We start from the raw sequence: 19,563 nt of genomic DNA, 5'->3' as shown, positions 1-19,563 counted from the left end.
AACATTAGAACACCTTCGGCAGGTAGCTCGGGCGGCCCTTCTCGAAGGCTTCGAGGTCGTCCTCGTGGGTCAGCGTCAGGCTGATGTCGTCGAGGCCCTCCATGAGGCGCTGGCGGGTGAAGTCGTCCATCTCGAACGTCTCGTAGACGTTGGGGCCGGTGACGACGCGCTCGGTGAGCTCGACGGTGATCTCGGTGGCCGGGTCCTCGCGCACGGCTTCGAGGAGCTTCTCGACGGCCTCCTCCGGCAGCTCGACGGCGAGCAGCCCTATCTTCGAGCAGTTGTTCTTGAAGATGTCGGCGAAGGACGGCGCTATGACGGCGCCGAAGCCGTAGTCCTGGATCGCCCAGGGCGCGTGCTCGCGGCTGGAACCCGAGCCGAAGTTCTCGCCGGCGATGAGGATGACCGCGTCCTCGTGCTCGGCCTTGTTCATGACGAACTCGGGATCTTCGCGCCACTGCGAGAACAGAAACTGGCCGAAGCCGGTCCGCTCTATGCGCTTGAGGGCGTCGCTCGGCACGATCTGGTCGGTATCCACGTCGCTCCAGCCGAGCGGGAGCGCCTTCCCTACTACCCTTTCGACAGCCTGCATTAGTTCACCTCCACGGGGACGCCGAGTTCGCTGGGGGAGGCGAACCTTCCCATGACCGCCGTCGCCGCGGCGACGACCGGGCTGACGAGGTGCGTCCTGCCTCCCTTGCCCTGACGGCCCTCGAAGTTGCGGTTCGAGGTCGAGGCGCAACGCTCCTGGGGCTGAAGGATGTCCGGGTTCATCCCGAGGCACATCGAGCAGCCGGCGTTCCGCCAGTCGAAGCCGGCCTCTTTGAAGACTTCGTCGAGGCCCTCCTCCTCGGCCTGCTGCTTCACGCGCATCGAGCCGGGGACGACCATCGCCCGGATGCCCTCCTTCACCTTGTGGCCGCGCAGCACCTCGGCCGCCGCCCTCAGGTCCTCGATGCGGGCGTTGGTGCAGGAGCCGAGGAAGACGGTGTCGACCTCTATCTCCTTTATGGGGGTGCCGGGCGTGAGGTCCATGTACTTCAGGGCCCTGCGGTGCCCGTCGTTCTTCGGCTCGGGGACGACGTCGTCGAGGCCGACGGTCTGCGCCGGGGTCGTCCCCCAGGAGACGTACGGGACGAGGTCCTCGGCCTGTATCACGACCTCCTTGTCGAACCGTGCGCCCTCGTCGGTCCCGAGGGTCTTCCAGTCCTCCACGGCCCGGTCCCAGTCCTCGCCCTTCGGGGCGTGCTCGCGGCCCTCGAGGTACGAGTAGGTGGTCTCGTCGGGGGCGATCAGGCCCGCGCGGGCGCCGCCCTCGATGGACATGTTGCAGATCGTCATGCGGCCCTCCATGGAGAGGCTACGGATCGCCTCGCCCCGGTACTCGATGACGTGCCCGACCCCGCCGCCGGTCCCGATCCGGTTCAAGATACCGAGCATGAGGTCCTTGGCGGAGACGCCCGCGGGAAGCTCGCCCTCTATCGTCACGGCCATCGTCTTCGGCTTGCGCTGCGGCAGGGTCTGGGTCGCCAGCACGTGCTCGACCTCGCTCGTCCCGATCCCGAACGCGAGCGCGCCGAAGGCGCCGTGCGTCGCGGTGTGCGAGTCGCCGCAGACGACGGTGAGGCCGGGCTGCGTCAGGCCCATCTCCGGGCCGATGACGTGTACGATGCCCTGCCCGATGGCCCCCCACTCGTTGAGGGTTATGCCGAACTCGGCGCAGTTTTTCTTCAGGGCCTCCATCTGCTTGGCGGAGACCTCGTCCTTTATCGGCAAGCCTACGGCGCTCGTCGGGACGTTGTGGTCCATCGTCGCGTAGGTGAGGTCGGGCCTGCGCACCTCGCGCCCCGCGAGCCTCAGGCCCTCGAAGGCCTGCGGGCTCGTCACCTCGTGGACGAGGTGGAGGTCTACGTAGAGGAGATCCGGCTCCCCCGCAACGCTCCGGACCACGTGCCGGTCCCAGAGCTTCTCGAAGAGCGTCTTCGGGCTGTTAGCCATGCGTTTCTTCCTTTCTTCTCTTACCCTTGAGGCCGCCGTACACCGCGAAGCGGCCGTCCTCGTAAAAACTCTCCACCGGCGCGAAGCCGGCCTCCTCGAGCCAGGTCGTCTGCGCCTCCAGGGTGGCGTTCTTGTCGGCCTTCATGCGCGCGAGCGCGGCGGCCAGGTCGCCGTCGCTCGCGCCTGCTAGCCGCACCCGGCGCAGCCAGTCCTCCCCGTACTCCCTCTCCGCCTCGGGGGTCGGGCCGAGGACCTGGTCCGCGTTGACGAACCAGCCGCCGCCCGCCAGAGCGCCGTGGACCTTCTCGAAGAGCTCCCTCTTGTCGCCATGCGTGAGGTGGTGGATCGAGAGCGCAGAGACCACGACGTCGTACGCGCGCGGCCTCCCGGGCAGGGGCTTGCGCGCGTGGTCCAGGACGCGGAACTCGAAGCGTCCGGGCTCCCCGGCGAAGCGACGCCGCGCCACCCGCAGCATCTCCACCGAGAGGTCCACGAGCGTCACGCGCGAGCGGGGGAACCGCCCGGCTACCATCGCGCTCAGGAGCCCCGTCCCCGCCCCGAGGTCCAGCACCCGCAGGGGCTCGTCCGCGCCGAAGGGGATGCTCTCCACCGCCGCCCCGTAGAAGCCGTCGAACCCGGGGACGAGCATCCGGCGCGCCCGGTCGTAACCCGGCGCGGCCGAGTCGAAGACCTCCCCGATCCCGAGCACTACGCCACCCTCCGGGCGAGGATGTTCAGCCGCGCGTAATCCACCACGAGCGCCCCCTCCTCGCCGAGGCGCGACGCAACCCGGCCCACGAAAGCATCGTCCTCCCCCTCCGGCAGCGCCTCCAGGTGCCGGCCGAGCACGACGGTCTTCAAGTAGCGCGCGAGCTCCCCGAAGGAGCCGAACCCGGTGGGCTCGTCGTGGGTCCAGACCTCGACCTCCCCGAACCCCGCATCTTCGAGCCGCGCCCTCGTCTCGCCCTCGCCGGCGAAGTTCCACGGGTCCTCCCAGCCCTCGAAGTAAGGGCGGAACCGCTCCTCCTCCATAACCTCCCTCGCTACGGCCCGCACCCGGGAGATGTTCCCGTAGCCGCCGCACTGCGCGACGAGCCGCCCCCCCGGCTTCAGGGCGGCCGCGAGCCTCCCGAAGAGCCGCTCGTGGTCGTGGATCCAATGAAAAGTCGCGGTCGAGAGGACGAGGTCCACGGGCTCCGCCACCTCGAGCTCCAGAAGGTCGACGCGCTCCACCCGAACCCTCCGATCCCCGGCGAAGCGCCCCCGCGCCGCCTCGACCATCGCCGCCGAAGCATCTACCGCGAGCACGGACCCCTCCGGCAACCTCTCCAGAAGCATCTCCGTCACCCGGCCCGTGCCGCACCCGGCGTCCAACGCGGCCTCGTCCCCCCGAAGCCCGACGCGCCCCAGGAGCCTCGCCCCCCACCCCGTCATCGGGGCGGCGAGCACCTCGTACTCCGCCGCGTTCCACTCCATCGTCAACCGGAGCCCCTCTTACTTTGTCTCAGTATGTGAGATATACTATCCAAGATATGAGCAGTATAGAACGCATCGGGCGCGCGGACAAGGGAGAGGCGACGAGCGGGGTCGGGGTGCTGGACAAGGCCGTGGGGATCCTGTCGTATCTCGCGACGGACGGTCCGGCTTCGCTCGCGGGGGTGGTCGAGGGGACGGGGCTCGCGCGGCCGACGGCGCACCGTCTCTTGTCGGCGCTGGAGGCGCACCACCTCGTGGCGCGCAGCGAGGGGCGTTACGCCCTCGGGATGCGCCTGCTCGGCTGGGGGAACGAGGTTGCGGCGGGGGCTGGCCTCGTGGGGGCGGCGCGTCCGGCGCTGACGGCTCTGCGGGACGCGACGGGCGAGAGCACGCAGTTCTACGTCAGGGAGGGGGACGCCCGGGTCTGCGTGGCGACCGCCGAGCGGGCGACGGGGCTCAAGACCACCGTGCCGGTCGGCGCGGTGTTGCCGCTCGTGCGGGGATCGGCGGGGAAGGTCCTGCTCGCGTGGGCGGAGGACCGGGAGGGGTTCTCGGGAGGGCCGGAGCCCTCCATATTGGAGGGCGTCAGGCGGCGGGGCTGGGCGGAGAGCGTCGCCGAGCGCGAGGAGGGGGTGGCGAGCGTGAGCGCGCCCGTCTTCGACGAGGCCGGCAGGGTGAGGGCGGCGGTGAGCGCGAGCGGCCCCATCGCCCGCCTCGGGGAGAGCCCCGGCGAGCGTCTCGCCGCCGAAGTGGTGGAGGCCGCGCGTAAGATAGAGGAAGCTCTGGGCAACGCACGAACGGGGGGAACGAATGACGGAAGGGAACGGCACGCGTCTCGCCGTGATCACGGGGGCGTCGTCGGGCATCGGGGCGGCGACGGCTCGGGCGCTGGCGGGGGCGGGCTTCGCGGTCGCCCTCGGGCGAGGCGCGAGGAGAGGATCGAGGCGCTGGCCAGGGAGCTCGGGGGCACGCGAAGCACCTCGACGTGACGGACCGGGGCTCCGTGGCGGAGTTTGCGGGGTGGACGGAGGAGTTGGGCGGGGCGTCGGTGCTCGTCAACAACGCCGGGGGGCCAAGGGGCTCGCGCCGGTCGCGGAGATGGACGAGGACGACTGGCGCTGGATGTGGGAGGCGAACGTCCTCTCCATCGGGCTGATGACGCGGGCGATGCTGCCGCAGATGCGGGCCCTGGGGGGCGGGCACGTCGTGATCATGGGCTCCGCCGCGGGGGTCGAGTCCTACCCCGGCGGGGCGGCTACAACGCCGCCAAGTTCGGGGCCCACGCCCTCACGCACAACCTGAGGTTGGAGCTTCTCGGCGAGGACGTGCGGGTAACGGAGGTCATGCCGGGGGCCGTCCGCACCGAGTTCGGGCTCGTGCGCTTCGGGGGGGACGAGGAGAAGGCCGAGCGGCCGTACAAGGGGATAACGCCGCTCACCGCCGAGGACGTCGCCGAGTGCGTCCGGTGGGCCGTCACGCTGCCCCCGCACGTCAACATCGACCGGATAGACGTAAAGCCGATCCGCCAGGGCGGCGTCGCGCTGTTCGAGAGGGACGCGTAGCACGCAAAGAGCGAACCCTCCGAAGAGGGTCCGCACATCCGGTCGATCTGCATGCTCGCCTGACGGACGCAGCAACGCGGGCAGCAGGAGTTTTGCGCAACACAAGGGGGGCCCGGTTCGACCGGGCCCCCTTGCTCGCTTCTCTCTAACGGTTGCGCCTACGGTTCATCAGGCCGCCGGCGACGAGGACGAGGCCGACGAGGCAAGCGATCGGGAGTAGGCCACCCGTCGAGGGGAGGACCTTCGGCAACGAGGGAACGATGCCCCCGGTGTCGCCGCTGACCACGGGGCCGCCCGTCGTACCGCCGCCGTCCGGGCCGCCGCCGTCGCAGAAGGAGACGCTCGCCGAGAGGGTCCTGTCCTCGGCCGTAACCGCGCCGAAGTCCTCGATCACGCGGTACTCGGGGCCCAGGGGGCCGGTCGCCGTCGGGGGACCCTGAACGATGCGGACCGGCGAGATCTCGATCGGCTCCCCGGGGCCGCCGGGCGCGAACCTCGGCACGGTCTGGCTGCCGGTGTAGACGCCGTCGCCGTCGGGATCGGTAAGAGGCGTGGTGACGAGGCTCTCGGTGGCGGTGAGGCCGAGGAACTCGGCGCCCTCGGGGGGCTCGCAATCGACGGCGAGCTCGTAGGCGAACGTGGCGCTGCTACCCGGAGCGGGGCCGTCGAAGGAGTAGTCCGCCGAGAAGTGGTCCCCGTCCTCAAGCACGACCTCGCCGAAGTACTCTATGGTCTGCTGGTTCGGGACCTCGGGCGTGCCCGCCAGCATCGCCACCGGCACCGGGAAGGGGCCGAGGTCGTAGAAGCCTTCGGGGAGGGTCAGGGCGCCCTCGTAGGTACCGTCGCCGTCGGGATCTTCGAGCGCCGCCACCTGCTGGGAGGCGCCGGCGAAGAACGCCGTGCCCGTGGGGGGCTCGCCCTCCACGGCGAGCTCGAACGTCGCCGTGATCTCCCCGTCGTCCGCGGGATCTCCCGCCGGCTCGATCCGCGTGACGTCTATGGAGGGCAGGGTGCCGCCTGCCCCGAAGTCCCCCTCGCCCGAGCCATCCTCGCCCGGCGTCAGCGCGCCGTAGACCGTCACCCTCTGTCCAGCGTAGGAGTCGAGGTCCGCGCCCGCACTGCGCAGCGCGTAGAGCGTGCCCGTCGCCTCGTCGGAGATCGAGTGGGTGCCGAAGCCCCCGACGTCCTGCGGGAGCCCGTCCACGAGCACACCCGTCGCCGCGGCCTGCCCCTCCTGCGCAAGCGCCGGAACCGCCGCCACGAGCATCAACGCCAGCGCCGCCACCAGTGCCGCCAACCTCTTCGCCATCCCCATCGCCTCCTTCTTCCCCCCGCTCTTCGCGCCTCCAGCGGCGCCCTTGGAAACCACTATGCTGGGGTCGCATAACAGGAGGGTTACAAAAGAGGCCGTTCTTTGGTAACAATAGCAACAATGTAGCTGGCGATCGCGCACCGATTACGCAGTAAGCAGTCTGACCGGGGGTGGGCCCCGCGTCGTTCCCGGCCCTATGCCTCCGGCATTCGCCCGACAGATACCGAGGTCCGCCGGATGTATGGACTACCGGCTCGTTCGGCGTGTCGTCGCTTACCGGGGGAGTCCGGTTCCGGCCCCCGGACGACGAGCGTCGTGGTCCACGCTCCGCGTCTTGTACAGGGAGGCGACGATGGAGGCGGTCACGACGATGGCGATAAAGGGGAGGGAGATCCAGATCGGCACCTTGCCAAAGAGGCCCCCGTAGATGAACTTCGCGCCGACGAAGACTAGGACGACCGCGAGGCCGGTCTGGAGGTAGACGAAGCGGTCCATCATCCCGGCGAGCATGAAGTAGAGCGGCCTCAGGCCCAGGACCGCGAAGGCGTTCGCGCTCCACACGATAAACGGGCTCGACGTTATGGCGAAGATCGCCGGTATGGAGTCCACGGCGAAGATCACGTCGGTCGTCCCGATCACCACGATGACCGCGAACAGCGGGGTGGCAAGAAGCTTCCCCGCGCGGCGGACAAAGAACTTCTCGCCCTCGAAGTCCCGAGTCACGGGGACGACGCGCCGCACGAGGCGGAGGACCGGGTTCCTCTCGGGGTGGACCTCGGCGCCGCTGTGGAACGCCATCCTGATGCCCGTGTAGATCAAGAAGACCCCGAAGACGTAGACCATCCAATCGTAGCGGTCCAGAAGCTCCGCCCCGACGAGGACGAAGATGCCGCGCAGGATCAGGGCGCCGACGATCCCCCACAGCAAGACGCGGTACTGGTAGCGGGCGGGGACCGCGAAGAAGGAGAAGATCAGGGCGAAGACGAAGACGTTGTCGACGGAGAGGCTCTTCTCGATCACGTACCCCGCGAGGTACTCGCCGCCGCGCTCGGGCCCGGCGACGGCGAAGACCGCGACGCCGAAGAGCAGCGCGAGCCCTATCCACACGCCGCTCAACACCGTCGCCCGGCGGAAGGAGATCTCGCGGCTCCCCCGCCCGAACACGAGCAGGTCGAGGACCAGCAGAGCCGCGATCAGACCGGTGAAGCCTACCCACGCCCAGACGGGAAACTCGGTCACGAGAGCACCCCCCTCGCGCGGGAAGGGCTCTGCGGAACGCAAACGAAACGCGCCGCTACGGTCGTAGGTTCGAGAACTGGTACAGGCACGCTGGACTCCTTCGGCTCGTCGCTCTACAAGCCGGAAGTCTCTCCCGCCCGTGTCGGGCGTGCTCCACCGGGCTTTCGCCGTACTGACGATGGAGGCACGAAGGATACTCCCCTCCGGGGGTTTTTCCAACTGTACCATGGTCGAGGTCCGGCCGCTAGACCTGCCCCCCGCGACCGGAGATCGCCCTTGAACCGTCGGCTAGAATAGGCCCATGACTAGCAAGAAACAGCGGGTATTCAGCGGGATACAGCCAAGCGGGAACCTCCACCTCGGCAACTACCTGGGGGCCCTGAAAAACTGGGTCGCCCTCCAGGACGAGTACGAGAACTACTTCTGCATCGTGGACCTGCACGCGATCACGGTGCCGCAGGACCCGAAGGTGCTGCGGCAGAAGATCCGGGAGGTCGCCGCGATCTACCTCGCCTCGGGGATAGACCCGGAGAAGTCGGTGGTCTTCCGCCAGAGCAGGGTCTCCGGGCACGCGGAGCTCGCGTGGCTCCTGAACTGCGTGGCGAGGTTCGGCGAGCTCTCCAGGATGACGCAGTTCAAGGACAAGGCGCAGAAGGGCGGGGCGGAGTCGGCGAGCGTCGGGCTCTACGACTACCCGGTCCTCATGGCCGCCGACATCCTCCTCTACAACGCGCACCTCGTCCCCGTCGGCGAGGACCAGCGCCAGCACCTCGAGCTCACGCGCACGCTCGCCAGGCGCTTCAACAACCAGCACGGCGAGACCTTCGTCGTGCCGGAGCCCATGATCCTGGAGACCGGCGCGCGCGTCATGGCGCTCGACGACCCGACGAGCAAGATGAGCAAGAGCTCCCCCGTGCAGGGCTCCTACGTCGCGATCCTCGACGAGCCGGACGTTATACGCCGCAAGATCCGGCGCGCCAAGACCGACTCGGGCTCCGAGGTGACCGCGAGCCCCGACAAGCCCGCCATCACCAACCTCCTCGACATCTACGCCGCGACCACCTCCAGGACCGTCGCAGAGCTGGAGGGGGAGTACGAGGGCAGGGGCTACGGCGACCTCAAAAAGGACCTCGCCGAGGCCGTCGTCGAGGCGCTCGCGCCCGTCAGGGAGCGGGCGCTCGCGCTGCTCGACGCGCCGAAGGAGCTCGACGACCTGCTCGAAGCCGGGGCCGAGAAGGCGCGCGGGGCGGCGCATCGGGCGCTCGGCGACGCCCGGACGAAGATGGGCCTGGACTAGTGGGGAGGGAGCGGATCGAGGGCAAGATCCTCAAGGTCCTCACCTCCATCCCCCAAGGCGTGCGCTACTCCACGACCGACTGGGGCCGCGTCCTGAACGAGGACAAGCGCGAGGTCCGGAACACTCTAGGCGCCCTGGAGGCCGAGGGCACGGTAGAGGTCGAGCGCGAAGAAGGCCGTCCGGACAAGCCCCTCTACAAGCTCCGAACGGACGCGTGAAGCCGGGGTGGCGCCTGCGCTCGTCCTGATCCCCGGCCTCCTCTGCGACGAACGGTTGTGGCACCACCAGTCCGAGGGCCTCGCGGCCCTCGCGGACCCCATACTCGTCCCCGGCGTGACCGGCCACGACTCCGTGCGGGGGATGGCGGGCGCGGTGCTCGAGGAGGTGCCCGAGCGGTTCGCGCTCGCGGGCCTCTCGATGGGCGGGTACGTCGCCCTCGAGGTCGTGCGGCAGGCCCCGGAGCGCGTGGTCGGCCTCGCGCTGCTCGATACCTCGGCGCGGCCGGATACCCCGAGCAGACGAAGACCCGCCTCGCGCTCATCGAGGTGGCGCGGGACGGGCGCTTCGACGAGGTGTGGCGCACCCTTCTGCCGAGGATCGTCCACCCCGAGCGCGTCGGCGACCCGGAGGTCGTCTCGGCCGTCGAGGGGATGGCCCTCTCCGTGGGCCCGGAGGCGTTCGAGAGGCAGGAGCGCGCGATCATCGGACGCCCGGACAGCCGCGGCGTCCTCCCGGGCATCTCCTGCCCCACCCTCGTCTTGTGCGGGCGGGACGACGCCCTCACGCCCCCTCCCCTGCACGAGGAGCTCGCCGAGGGGATACCGGGGCACGTCTTCACTTCATCGACCGCTGCGGGCATCTCTCGACGCTGGAGCGTCCTGAAGAAACTACGGACGCGATGCGCGGGTGGCTCGAAGAGATCTCGGCTCGGGGTTACTGAGAGCCCCCGAGCGCGCCCGGAGGGGCGACTATACTCCGGGCGCTCACGCAAGCCGTCCGACCATAGGGGAGAGATGCAGCGCCTCAGATCCATCCTCCAACGCATAGACCGCAAGGGCTACGGCGCATACAAGGACCTCCAGGGCTCCTACGACCTCGGCCCCTTCACCCTGTTCGTCGATCGCGTGCAGCGCGACCCGTTCGCCCCGCCCTCACTCGTCCGCGTCCGAACGAAGGAGAACGGCTTCGAAGGGGCGCTCTTCGGCAACGGGACACGACGAGTGGCCTTCGAGGACTTTCTGACGCGCGCGGTGGAGAGGGCCTTGCGGCGGGCGGTGAGGGGCAACCGGGGCTCCGGCGGGAGCGGGCGCATGGAGATACAGCGCCCCTCGCAGGTCGTGCTGCCGCGCTCCTCGATGGTGGTCGAGGACGGCTACGTGGAGGCGCGGATGGCGGTCGGGCTCCCGGCGCGCGGCAGGTCCGTGGACGCGAGGGGCGCCGAGGCGATGCTCCTGGAGGAGCTGCCGAGGGTGGTGCGGGAGGCGCTGCTGCCGGAGGGCGTGGACTCGAGGGCGGCGCGGGGGCACGTCGAGACCGTCGAGGACGCGGACGACCTGAGGAGGCAGCTGCCGGGGCTCGGGCTCGTCGCGTACGTTGCGAACGGGGCGGTGCTGCCGCGGGAGAGCGGGGCGAGCGACCGGCCCCTGGGAGAGGGCGCGGTGCCGTTCCGCAGCCCGGAGGAGTACCGGGTGAGCGTGACCTTGCCGAACGGGGGCGAGGTCTCGGGGATGGGCATCCCCGAGGGGGTGACGCTCGTCGTGGGGGGCGGCTTTCACGGCAAGAGCACGCTGCTCTCGGCGCTCTCGTGGGGGGTGTACGACCACGTTCCGGGGGACGGGCGCGAGCTCGTCGTGGCGCGGCGTGATGCGGTGAAGATAAGGGCCGAGGACGGGCGGAGCGTGGCGGGGGTGGACATCTCGGGCATGATCGGGGCGCTCCCCGGCGGCCGGGCGACGACGAGCTTCTCGACCCCGAACGCCTCGGGCTCGACCTCCCAGGCGGCGAACATAGCGGAGGCCCTGGAGATAGGAACCTCCCTCCTCCTCGTCGACGAGGACACGAGCGCCACGAACTTCATGATCCGGGACGAGAGGATGAGGGAGCTCGTGCAGAAGGAGCCCATAAGCCCCTTTATAGACCTGGTGCGTCCCCTCTACGACTCTTTAGGCGTCTCCACAGTCGTGGTCGTCGGCGGGGTCGGCGACTACCTGGACGTGGCGGACCGCGTGATTCTCATGGAGGACTACCTCGCGCGCGACGCGACGGCTCGCGCCCGGGAGGTGCGCGATGCGTTCCCGGCCCGGGTGCCGCCGGGAGGTTCCGCAGGCGACGTACATGCCCCCAGGGGGCGGAGGGTGCGCGCCTCCTCCATAGACCTCCGGCGCGGCAAGAGGGAGACGGCGAGGGGCAAGGGGATGCACACGATCGAGCTCGGCCGCGAGCGGGTGGAGCTCTCGTACCTGGAGCAGCTCGCCGAAGCGGGCCAGACGGAGGCCGTGGCGCGCGCCATCGGCGAGTTCGCCGCCGGCAACAGGAGCAGGGGCGTGGCGGAGATCGTGCGGGGCGCGCTCGACGCGGTCGCCGAGAACGGCCTGGATTCGCTGGGGAGCTTCCGGGGTCACCCCGGGGAATTGAGCCTCCCGCGACCGCAGGAGGTGGCGGCGGCTATAAACCGCATCCGCTCGTTGGAGGCGGCCACGGAAAAGGGGGCATAACCGACTCGTAGGCGAGCGAACGTGGGAGGCGGCCTCCTGAAGAGCACGGCGACGGATGCATCGGGCAGGGAACTCCACGACCACGAGAGTCGTATTGGTGCCGCGGGCTACGGGTGGACGGCGGTCCTCGTGGGGCTGGCCTTCGCCGCGGCCGGCGGTACCCTCCTGCCGTTCGCGCTCGCCCCTCTGTACGAGCCTGGTGGTCCCCCGGACGTCACGACGACGCTGGTGGGGGTCGTCTTCGGCGTATTATTCGTAACGGCGGGGCTGTGGCTGGCGGCTTTCGGTCTTCTCGGGGCGAGCCGCAGACGCGGGGTTCGGCGGGGCCGAGAGATGTACCCGGGGGAGCCCTGGCGCTGGGACCACGGCTGGGACGAGAGCGGGATCCGTGACGACGCGCGGCGTCGCCCCGTGGTCTGGGCGCTGCGCCTCGTGGCCCTGGCTCTATTTCTCGTCCCGTTCAACGCGGTGGCGTTCTCGGGCGAGCTCCCATGGTGGGGGAGGCTGGGCTTCGGCCTCGTGGCGGTAACCTTCGACCTTGTGGCCCTTTATAGCCTCTACCGCTTCGCGCGCTCCCTCACACAACTCTTGCGCTACGGGTCGGGCGGCCTCGCATACGGACGCTTCCCCTTCTTTCTCGGGGAGGACCTGGACGTCGTCCTGAGGCCCGCGCGAGAGCTGCCGGGCGTGCCCCTGAAGGCGACGCTGCGGTGCGTGTTGGAGCGCTACGAGGACCGCGGCACCCGCTCCGAGCCCTCTCCGACCGCGGTCGCCTACGAACTCTACTCCGACGAGAAGACCGCGGCCGCACCGAGCGGGGTCGCGGGGCGGGGCCTGGGCGTGGGCCTCTCCTTCCGCCTCCCCGAGGGCCTCCCTTCGACCGACCTCGCCGGGCCGCCGCTCACGTACTGGGAGCTCGAGGTGCGGGGGGAAGGCCCCGGCGCCGACTACGAGGTCACCTTCCTCGTCCCCATCTACGTCCGCCGTTTGGCCTGACGGGGCGTGGACCGCCTCACATACCGCGCGGCCGGGTAAGATAGCATTGTCTTCTAGCAACGAGAGGGAGCATCGCATGGCAGAAAGCAAGAGCTACTCCAGCCCGCCGGAGATGACCATAGCGTCCGGCAGGGACTACTTCGCCACCTTCCACACCGAGCGGGGTCCCATCAGGATCAAGCTGTACGCCGACAAGGCCCCGAACACGGTCAACAACTTCGTCTTTCTGGCCCGCGACGGCTACTTCGACGGGACGACGTTCCACCGCGTCATAAGGGACTTCATGGTGCAGGGCGGAGACCCGACCGGGACCGGCATGGGCGGCCCCGGCTACCAGATCCGGGACGAGTTCCACCCGGAGCTCCGCCACGACAGGCCCGGCATCCTCTCGATGGCCAACGCGGGGCCGAACACGGGCGGCTCGCAGTTCTTTATCACCCACGGCGCGACCCCCTGGCTCGACGGGCGCCACGCGATCTTCGGCGAGGTCGTCGAGGGCATGGACGTCGTGAACGCGATCCGCGAGCGCGACCCGCAGAGCGACTCCCAGCCCGGCGACCGCATCGAGCGGGTCGAGATCGAGGAAGCACCGCACAGGTAACGAACGGAGGGGCGCGGGGTCCCGGGCGAGACCCCGCGCCCGCAACGCTGCTATGATGAGCCTGCGGGCGGTAGGGAGGAGAGGGAGCCGTATGGACGACTCGGGCCAGGAGAGCACTACGGATAGCTCCCTCTGGCTGAGGCTGCGCGCCTCCGCGGTCCACCTCTACACGGCGAGCGGGGCGGTCATAGCGCTCCTGATCATGGTCGCCGCCTACGAGGGCGATGTCGTCAAGGCCCTCTGGCTCGGCCTCGCCGCGCTCATCATAGACTCGACCGACGGACTCCTCGCCCGCCGCTTCAGGGTCAGCGAGCTTCTGCCGTCCTTCGACGGCGCCCGCCTCGACGACATCGTCGACTACATGACCTACGTCCTCGCCCCCGTCCTGCTCCTGTGGAGCAGCGGCTACCTGCCCGAGGGGACGACCGGCGTCGCCATCGCCGCCCTCCCCCTCCTCGCCTCCAGCTACCAGTTCTGCCAGGTGGACGCCAAGACCGACGACCACTTCTTCCGGGGCTTCCCGAGCTACTGGAACATCGTGGCCTTCTACGCCATCGTCTTCAACCTCGACCCGACGGCCGTCGGCGCGATCCTCTTCGTCTGTTCCCTCCTCGTCTTCGTCCCCCTCCGCTACGTCTACCCGTCGCGCACGGTGGCGTTCCAGAAGATCACCGTCGCCCTCACCGGCCTCTGGCTCCTCGGGTACGCCGCGATCCTCTTCCAGATGCCCGACCCCGACGCCTTCCTCCTGAACTTCACCCTCCTCTACCTCGTCTACTACCTGACCCTCAGCCTTTACCTCTCCGCCAAGATGCTCCAGGCGCGCCGCGCCGAAGAAGAGGCCCGCACCGCCGTCTAGCCGCCCCCCGGCGTCCTTTTGACGTCTCCCCGCGCCGCTGCTAGGCTCGCGGCGAGCCACGGAGAGAAGGGGACGGGATGTCGTTGAACGAGGAGCTACTGCGGCGTTTGGTCGAGACCCCCGGCGTGCCGGGGCGCGAAGAGCTTCTGCGAGAGATCGCGCGCGAGGAGCTCTCGAGCCTCACCGACGAGGTCCGCACGGACGCCCTCGGCAGCGTCATCGGCACGAAGGGGGGCCGCGAGGACGTGCGCGTGATGGTCGCGGCGCACACGGACGAGATCGGCTTCTTCGTCAAGCACGTCGACGACAAGGGCTTCCTCCGCCTCCAGACCCTGGGCGGACACGACCCGGCGAACATGGTCTCCCAGCGCGTCGTCGTGACGACCTCGGACGGTACCGCGCTCAGGGGCGCCCTCCAACCGGCCCGCAAGCCCCCACACCTCTCCAAGGGGCAGGAGCAGAAGCCCCCGACGGCCGCCGAGTTCTACGTGGACCTCGGCATGAGCGCCGACGAGGTCAAGGAGAGGGTCCGCGTCGGCGACTACGTCACGATGGACCGGACGCTGGAGAAGGTCGGGGACCGCTACATGGGCAAGGCGATGGACGACCGGATCGGGGTCTTCGTCATGCTCGAGGCGCTGAGGGCTCTGGGGGATCACGAGGCTACGGTGTACGCTGTGGCGACCTCGCAGGAGGAGGTCGGGCTGAGGGGGCCGAGGCAAGTGGCCGGGCGCTCGCGCCGACGGTCGTGGTCGCGCTGGACATCACGCTCGCGATGGACGTGCCGGGCGGGGGCGGGGAGAACGAGATCACGGCCCTCGGCAAGGGTGCCGCGATCAAGATCATGGACGGCTACTCCATCTCCCACCCGAAGCTCGTAGATCACCTGCGCGCCGTCGCCGAGCGCGAGGGCATCCCGTACCAGATGGAGATCCTGCCGGCCGGCGGCACCGACGCGGGCGGCGTCCAGAAGCTGCACGGCGGCGTCCCGGCCATCACGATCTCGATCCCCTGCCGCTACGTCCACACCCCGAACGAGATGGTGGACGAGGGCGACGTCCAGGCGTGCATAGACCTCCTCGCCCGCTACCTGGAAGAGGCCCACACAGGAGACTACTCCTTGTAATCCCGGCGCGCCGGTCCCATACGGCGCGGGGTTCGAGCCCGGGTCGCCCGGGTAAATACGTGGGCCGAACCGCAGGAGATGTCAACGGTATTCGAGGGGTGAGTGTTTTGTCTCAAGAGGTTACGGAGCAGTTTCGGGACGCGTTGTGGCAGCTCGAGGAGGACCGAGACGTGGAGGGGCTCGTGGCGATCCACAGCGAGGACTGCGACATCGGCAACGTCGCCGTGCCCCAGACCTTTCACGGTCACGACGGGCTGCGCGAGTTCTGGAACAACTACCGCAAGACCTTCGGGGAGATGAAGAGCGAGTTCCGGAACGTCTTCGGCGACGACGGGGGCCACGGCGTCCTGGAGTGGACGACCACCGGCGAGGCCAACGGCAAGGAGGTCTCCTACGACGGCGTCAGCGTCCTGGAGATCGAGGACGGCAAGGTGAAGCGCTTCCGGGCCTACTTCGACCCCGCAAGCTGACGCACCAGATCACGGACTGAGGGTGCCCCGGCAAGGTAGGATCAGGCCCGCCCGACCCCGCTAGCCCCGCCCATGGATACCTCTCGCTCCGCCGGCATCCTGCTCCACCCGACCTCGCTGCCCGGTCCCCACGGCATCGGCGAGCTCGGGCCGGAGGCCCTCCGGTTCGTCGAGTTTCTGAAAGAGGCCGGCCAGGGCTTGTGGCAGGTCCTCCCCTGGGCCCGACGGGTCCGGAGGGCTCCCCCTACTCGGCATACTCGGCGTTCGCCGGCAACCCCCTGCTCATAAGCACCGACCGCCTCCTCGACGACGGGGCTCTGGAGCCCGGTCAGGCCCCCGAACGCGTGCCGCCCGGTCCCGTCGACTACCCATCCGTCGACTCCCGGAAGGGGGAGATGCTGCGCCGGGCCTACGCCAACGCGAAGGCCGGCGGCGGGCTCGGCGGGGGCTTCGAGCGGTTCCGAGAGGAGGAGCGGGGCTGGCTGGAGGACTACGCGCTGTACGCGGCCCTCAAGGAGAGGTTCGGCGGGAGGCCGTGGGTGAGATGGGAGAGGGCGCTCGCCCGGCGGGAGCCCGCGGCGCTGAAGGAGGCCCGCCGGGAGCTCTCCGACGGGATCTTGCGGCACGAGTTCGTCCAGTATCTCTTCTACGAGCACTACGGGACCGTGAAGGAGGCCGCGAACGACGCGGGGGTCGAGATCGTGGGCGACCTCCCGATCTTCGTCTCCCACGACTCGGCCGACGTGTGGGCGAACCAGCGCCTATTCTACCTCGACGACCGGGGGAGCCCCACGGTCGTCGCGGGGGTGCCGCCGGACTACTTCAGCGAGACCGGCCAGCTCTGGGGCAACCCGCTCTACCGATGGGACGTCCTCGAGGAGGAGGGGTACGCGTGGTGGGTCTCGCGCCTGCGCCAAGCCCTCACCCTGTACGACGCGACGCGCATAGACCACTTCCGGGGCTTCGAGTCCTACTGGGAGGTCCCCGCCGATGCCGAGACGGCCAAGGAGGGCCGCTGGGTAGAGGGCCCCGGCCTGAAGCTCTTCCGCGCCCTCCGCGACGCTCTTGGCGCGGGGGACGAGAGCCTACCGCTCATCGCCGAGGACCTCGGCCTGATCACCCCTGCCGTGGAGGAGCTCCGGGACGCGGCCGGCCTCCCCGGCATGAAGGTCCTGCAGTTCGCCTTCTCGGGCCCGGACAACCCCTACCTCCCCCACAACTTCCGGGACGCCAACCTCGTCGCCTACACCGGCACCCACGACAACGACACGACGGCGGGCTGGTGGTCCTCCGCCTCGGACGAGGAGAAGCGCTTCGCCCGGCGCTACCTCGGCAATGAGGACCCCTCGGTCTGGGATTTCGTGCGGCTGGCCCACGCCTCCGTTGCCGCCCGCTCCATCGTCCCGATGCAGGACGCGCTCGCTCTGGGCTCCGGGTCCCGGATGAACACCCCCGGCGAGGCGAGCGGCAACTGGGCCTGGAGGATGGAGGGCGGCGAGACGACGAAGCCCCTCGCAAAGAAGCTCAGGGAGATCGCCGAGCTCTACGGCCGTTAGACGCCCGGCGACGGCGACAGTCGGCCGGGGCGGCATCAGGCCCCTGCGTCGAGGCCGCCGGTCGGGGAGGCGTCAGGGGCAGGCGCGGAGCCTACGAGGCTTCGCGCTGCTTGACGGCCTCCCCGACGCTCTCGGAGATTTTCTCCAGGGCCCTGGCCTGGTCCTCGGCCGCCTGCACCTGGTCCTCGAAGTTCTTGTAGTCGAAGTAGCCGCTCCCTTCGAGGAGGAGCGGGTTGATCGTCCACTCGGTCTTGTAAGACTCGCCCTGAAGGTCCTCGTAGTACGACGTGATCGTGATGCCCGTCTCGAGGTCCCTGTCCTTGAGGGTCTGCAGGACGTTCTCGAAAGAATCCCAGACGGCGACGATGTCCGTGTGCGGGGCCATGAAGTTGATGCCGTTCTGGAAGTAGGGGAGCTGGGTGATGTCCCACCCCTTCGAGGTCTCCATCGGCGCCGAGAAGTCGAAGGTGATGTTCTTGGCGGCCCCGCCCCCGATGTTGCGGGTCACGACGTTGACGGTCGTGCGCCCGCTGTAGTCCACGTCCACGATGATCAGGGGCCGCGTCGGGTCGTTGCGCGCCCGGCGCTGCTCCCTGAGCTGGAGGTATATGAGGACCGCGACGCAGAACGTCGCGGAGGAGGACATGATCGGGGCCAGCGTCGCGATATCCAAGCTCTCTCCCTGTTTTGGGGCTCGATTCTTGCTTCGGGCTCGCGCGACGAGCCTGGGCATAGGTTACCCGATGAGCGTCTACAGAATCTCGGCGCGGCTTATGGGCCAGAAGCGCAGGAAGGCCTCGCCCTTCAGGTTCTCCATCGGCACGGGGCCGTAGAAGCGCGAGTCCTGGGAGTTGCCGCGGTTGTCGCCGAGGGCGAAGAACGTGCCCTCCGGCACCTCCCTGGGTCCGTAGGGCGGGTTGATGTCCGGGACGACGTCCGTGTTGAGGTAGGGCTCGTTCTGGGGCTCGCCGTTCACGAGGAGCGTCCCGCCCTGGACCTGCACCGTGTCGCCCGGCAGCCCGACCACGCGCTTGACGAGGATGTCGAACTCGCCCTCCGCGTTGGGCTCGACGCTCTCGAAGACGACGATGTCGCCGCGCTCGGGCTCGGTGAAGCGGTAGACGAACTTGTTCGCGAGGAAGCGGTCCTGCACCTCCAGCGTGGGCACCATGCTCTCCGAGGGGACCCTGAACGCCTCGACGACGAACGGCTTTATGACGCCGAAGACGAGCGCGAACGCGACGACGAGGATCACGGCGTACTCGAGGAAGCCCCTCTTCCGCTTCTCCCGCTCCCGCTCCTGCCTGAGCTCGCGGCGGCTCTTCCTCCGCCGAGGCTCCTCCGTCCAGACCCGCTCGTCGCTCCTCATGGGCTAGAGGAAGCCCAGCCTCGACGGCGGCCAGAACACGACGAACGCCTCGCCCTCGATGTTCTCGACGGGCACCGGGCCGAAGAAGCGTGAGTCGCGGGAGTTCGAGCGGTTGTCGCCCATCGCGAAGACGTTCCCCTCGGGGATCACCGTCGGGCCGAAGAACCCCGCGTCCGGGAACTCGCCGTTCACGTAGGGCTCGTTCTGGGGCTCGCCGTTCACGAGGAGCGTGCCCTCGCGCACGGCGACCTCGTCGCCCCCGACGGCCACCACCCGTTTGATCAGGTCGTCGCGGCTGCCGTCCGCGTTGGGCTCGACGCTCTCGAAGACGACCACGTCCCCCCTCTCGGGGTTCTCGAAGCGGTAGATGAACTTGTTGACGAGCACCCGGTCGCCGACCTCGAGCGTCGGGATCATGCTCCCGGAGGGGATGTAGAACGCTTCGACGACGAACGGCCGCACGAACCCGAAGACGAGCACGAAGGCGACGATGAGGATGAGCAGGAACTCCAGCAGCCCCCCGCCCTTCTTCCCGCCGCGCGGCGAGCGGCCGGTCTTCTGGGTGGTCGTCTCGAAATTCCAGTCCTCGTAGCGCTTCTCGACCATAAGGGCTAAGAATACCGCACGCCGGTCGCGTTATGGCCCGCCCCGAGGTAGCCCCTGATGAGCCGGACGTGCTCGCGGTCCTTCGGCCGTTCGAGGAGGGGTTTGAACGCCAGGACATCCTCCAGCCGCGCGAAGGGCAGGCCCCACACGGGCTGCGCCCCGTCGATGATCCCGTCAGCGTCCATCCCGAGCCAGCCGCCGCAGATCTCGCCGGGCCCGAGCCCGAGCACCATCACCACCCCGCCGCCGACCCTGACCAGCCCCGAGAGCACGCCGCCCACGGCGCCGAGGACCCCGAGCGTCGAGAGCTGCGCGGCGTCCATCCCCTCCAGGGCGCCCGAGAGCGCCCGCAAGAGGCCCTGAAGGAGATCCATCCAGCCAT

Annotated in this window: 18 protein-coding genes and 4 pseudogenes; 12 read left to right on the top strand and 10 right to left on the bottom strand. The window is 69.3% G+C overall.

Translation table 11 applies throughout. From position 1 onward, the window contains the following. Positions 1-4: 4 nt before the first annotated feature. Genes leuD through GBA65_RS00870 form a run of 4 tightly spaced genes read right to left on the bottom strand, consistent with a single transcriptional unit; the run spans position 5 to position 3,474 of the window. Positions 5-592, bottom strand: coding sequence for a 3-isopropylmalate dehydratase small subunit (leuD, locus tag GBA65_RS00885; protein ID WP_166394969.1), 588 nt, complete (start codon positions 590-592; stop codon positions 5-7). Then, positions 592-1,998, bottom strand: coding sequence for a 3-isopropylmalate dehydratase large subunit (gene leuC, locus GBA65_RS00880; protein WP_166394968.1), 1,407 nt, complete (start codon positions 1,996-1,998; stop codon positions 592-594). Before leuC ends, leuD begins: the two co-directional genes overlap by 1 nt. Beyond that, entirely contained in the window at positions 1,991-2,707 is a 717-nt protein-coding gene (locus GBA65_RS00875) for a class I SAM-dependent methyltransferase (protein WP_166394967.1), read from the bottom strand. The genes leuC and GBA65_RS00875 overlap by 8 nt, the downstream gene beginning before the upstream one ends. Continuing rightward, positions 2,707-3,474: a methyltransferase gene (locus GBA65_RS00870; RefSeq protein WP_228282030.1), complete on the bottom strand. Its 768-nt coding sequence runs from the start codon at positions 3,472-3,474 to the stop codon at positions 2,707-2,709. The genes GBA65_RS00875 and GBA65_RS00870 overlap by 1 nt, the downstream gene beginning before the upstream one ends. A gap of 56 nt (positions 3,475-3,530) precedes the next feature. Between GBA65_RS00870 and GBA65_RS00865 the strand changes: the two are divergent. Both GBA65_RS00865 and GBA65_RS25950 read left to right on the top strand, forming a co-directional pair. Further along, a pseudogene (locus GBA65_RS00865) lies at positions 3,531-4,187 on the top strand (IclR family transcriptional regulator); the annotation flags it as partial. A 97-nt stretch (positions 4,188-4,284) separates the two neighbouring features. Next, positions 4,285-5,036 (top strand): annotated as a pseudogene (locus GBA65_RS25950) (SDR family oxidoreductase). Positions 5,037-5,181: 145 nt separating this feature from the next. Here GBA65_RS25950 and GBA65_RS00855 read toward each other — a convergent pair. Beyond that, positions 5,182-6,345, bottom strand: coding sequence for a hypothetical protein (locus tag GBA65_RS00855; protein ID WP_166394965.1), 1,164 nt, complete (start codon positions 6,343-6,345; stop codon positions 5,182-5,184). Positions 6,346-6,621: 276 nt separating this feature from the next. Then, entirely contained in the window at positions 6,622-7,587 is a 966-nt protein-coding gene (locus tag GBA65_RS00850) for a TerC family protein (RefSeq protein WP_228281581.1), read from the bottom strand. Between the two features lie 301 nt (positions 7,588-7,888). Between GBA65_RS00850 and trpS the strand changes: the two genes are divergently transcribed. The 10 genes and pseudogenes from trpS (at position 7,889) to malQ (ending at position 17,206) form a co-directional block, all read left to right on the top strand. After that, complete coding sequence (trpS, locus tag GBA65_RS00845) at positions 7,889-8,884, top strand: tryptophan--tRNA ligase (RefSeq protein WP_166394963.1); 996 nt, start codon at positions 7,889-7,891, stop codon at positions 8,882-8,884. After that, positions 8,884-9,102 carry a hypothetical protein gene (locus tag GBA65_RS00840; protein WP_166394962.1) on the top strand — a complete coding sequence of 73 codons (219 nt, stop codon included), beginning with the start codon at positions 8,884-8,886 and terminating at the stop codon, positions 9,100-9,102. The genes trpS and GBA65_RS00840 overlap by 1 nt, the downstream gene beginning before the upstream one ends. A 7-nt stretch (positions 9,103-9,109) precedes the next feature. Beyond that, positions 9,110-9,766 carry an alpha/beta fold hydrolase gene (locus GBA65_RS25945; RefSeq protein WP_166394961.1) on the top strand — a complete coding sequence of 219 codons (657 nt, stop codon included), beginning with the start codon at positions 9,110-9,112 and terminating at the stop codon, positions 9,764-9,766. Positions 9,767-9,897: 131 nt separating this feature from the next. Then, positions 9,898-11,598, top strand: coding sequence for an ABC-ATPase domain-containing protein (locus GBA65_RS00830; protein ID WP_166394960.1), 1,701 nt, complete (start codon positions 9,898-9,900; stop codon positions 11,596-11,598). Between the two features lie 21 nt (positions 11,599-11,619). Beyond that, a complete protein-coding gene (locus GBA65_RS00825; protein ID WP_166394959.1) occupies positions 11,620-12,594 on the top strand; it encodes a hypothetical protein in 975 nt (324 codons plus the stop codon). Positions 12,595-12,706: 112 nt separating this feature from the next. Beyond that, entirely contained in the window at positions 12,707-13,195 is a 489-nt protein-coding gene (locus GBA65_RS00820) for a peptidylprolyl isomerase (protein ID WP_266096623.1), read from the top strand. A gap of 91 nt (positions 13,196-13,286) precedes the next feature. Next, the gene (locus tag GBA65_RS00815) at positions 13,287-14,054 is read left to right on the top strand and encodes a CDP-alcohol phosphatidyltransferase family protein (protein WP_166394957.1); all 768 of its coding nucleotides are present in this window, start codon (positions 13,287-13,289) and stop codon (positions 14,052-14,054) included. Positions 14,055-14,131: 77 nt separating this feature from the next. Next, positions 14,132-15,180, top strand: a pseudogene (locus tag GBA65_RS00810) (M42 family metallopeptidase). Positions 15,181-15,287: 107 nt separating this feature from the next. Beyond that, positions 15,288-15,650: a nuclear transport factor 2 family protein gene (locus GBA65_RS00805; protein WP_166394956.1), complete on the top strand. Its 363-nt coding sequence runs from the start codon at positions 15,288-15,290 to the stop codon at positions 15,648-15,650. 72 nt (positions 15,651-15,722) lie between these two features. Next, positions 15,723-17,206: pseudogene (gene malQ, locus GBA65_RS00800) on the top strand (4-alpha-glucanotransferase). A 91-nt stretch (positions 17,207-17,297) separates the two neighbouring features. Here the strand turns inward: malQ and GBA65_RS00795 are convergent. The 4 genes from GBA65_RS00795 to GBA65_RS00780 form a co-directional block, all read right to left on the bottom strand. Next, positions 17,298-17,879 (bottom strand): hypothetical protein, encoded by a 582-nt coding sequence (locus GBA65_RS00795; protein ID WP_166394955.1) that lies wholly within the window; start codon positions 17,877-17,879, stop codon positions 17,298-17,300. A gap of 78 nt (positions 17,880-17,957) precedes the next feature. Further along, positions 17,958-18,575 carry a signal peptidase I gene (gene lepB / locus GBA65_RS00790; protein ID WP_166394954.1) on the bottom strand — a complete coding sequence of 206 codons (618 nt, stop codon included), beginning with the start codon at positions 18,573-18,575 and terminating at the stop codon, positions 17,958-17,960. A 3-nt stretch (positions 18,576-18,578) separates the two neighbouring features. Beyond that, positions 18,579-19,181, bottom strand: coding sequence for a signal peptidase I (gene lepB, locus GBA65_RS00785; protein WP_166394953.1), 603 nt, complete (start codon positions 19,179-19,181; stop codon positions 18,579-18,581). A gap of 5 nt (positions 19,182-19,186) precedes the next feature. Continuing rightward, a complete protein-coding gene (locus GBA65_RS00780; RefSeq protein WP_166394952.1) occupies positions 19,187-19,555 on the bottom strand; it encodes a hypothetical protein in 369 nt (122 codons plus the stop codon). Between the last annotated feature and the right edge of the window lie 8 nt (positions 19,556-19,563).

It is taken from the genome of Rubrobacter marinus, from assembly GCF_011492965.1.
GTDB lineage: Bacteria > Actinomycetota > Rubrobacteria > Rubrobacterales > Rubrobacteraceae > Rubrobacter_F > Rubrobacter_F marinus.
This window is presented reverse-complemented; position numbering and strand designations above follow the sequence as displayed.

Excerpts from the sequence above, each read along its gene's own strand:
- leuD (WP_166394969.1), bottom strand. The coding sequence starts at position 592 with ATGCAGGCTGTCGAAAGGGTAGTAGGGAAGGCGCTCCCGCTCGGCTGG.
- leuC (WP_166394968.1), bottom strand. The coding sequence starts at position 1,998 with ATGGCTAACAGCCCGAAGACGCTCTTCGAGAAGCTCTGGGACCGGCAC.
- GBA65_RS00870 (WP_228282030.1), bottom strand. The coding sequence starts at position 3,474 with ATGGAGTGGAACGCGGCGGAGTACGAGGTGCTCGCCGCCCCGATGACG.
- GBA65_RS00855 (WP_166394965.1), bottom strand. The coding sequence starts at position 6,345 with ATGGCGAAGAGGTTGGCGGCACTGGTGGCGGCGCTGGCGTTGATGCTC.
- trpS (WP_166394963.1), top strand. The coding sequence starts at position 7,889 with ATGACTAGCAAGAAACAGCGGGTATTCAGCGGGATACAGCCAAGCGGG.
- GBA65_RS00830 (WP_166394960.1), top strand. The coding sequence starts at position 9,898 with ATGCAGCGCCTCAGATCCATCCTCCAACGCATAGACCGCAAGGGCTAC.
- GBA65_RS00820 (WP_266096623.1), top strand. The coding sequence starts at position 12,707 with ATGACCATAGCGTCCGGCAGGGACTACTTCGCCACCTTCCACACCGAG.
- GBA65_RS00815 (WP_166394957.1), top strand. The coding sequence starts at position 13,287 with ATGGACGACTCGGGCCAGGAGAGCACTACGGATAGCTCCCTCTGGCTG.
- lepB (WP_166394954.1), bottom strand. The coding sequence starts at position 18,575 with ATGAGGAGCGACGAGCGGGTCTGGACGGAGGAGCCTCGGCGGAGGAAG.
- lepB (WP_166394953.1), bottom strand. The coding sequence starts at position 19,181 with ATGGTCGAGAAGCGCTACGAGGACTGGAATTTCGAGACGACCACCCAG.
- GBA65_RS00780 (WP_166394952.1), bottom strand. The coding sequence starts at position 19,555 with ATGGATCTCCTTCAGGGCCTCTTGCGGGCGCTCTCGGGCGCCCTGGAG.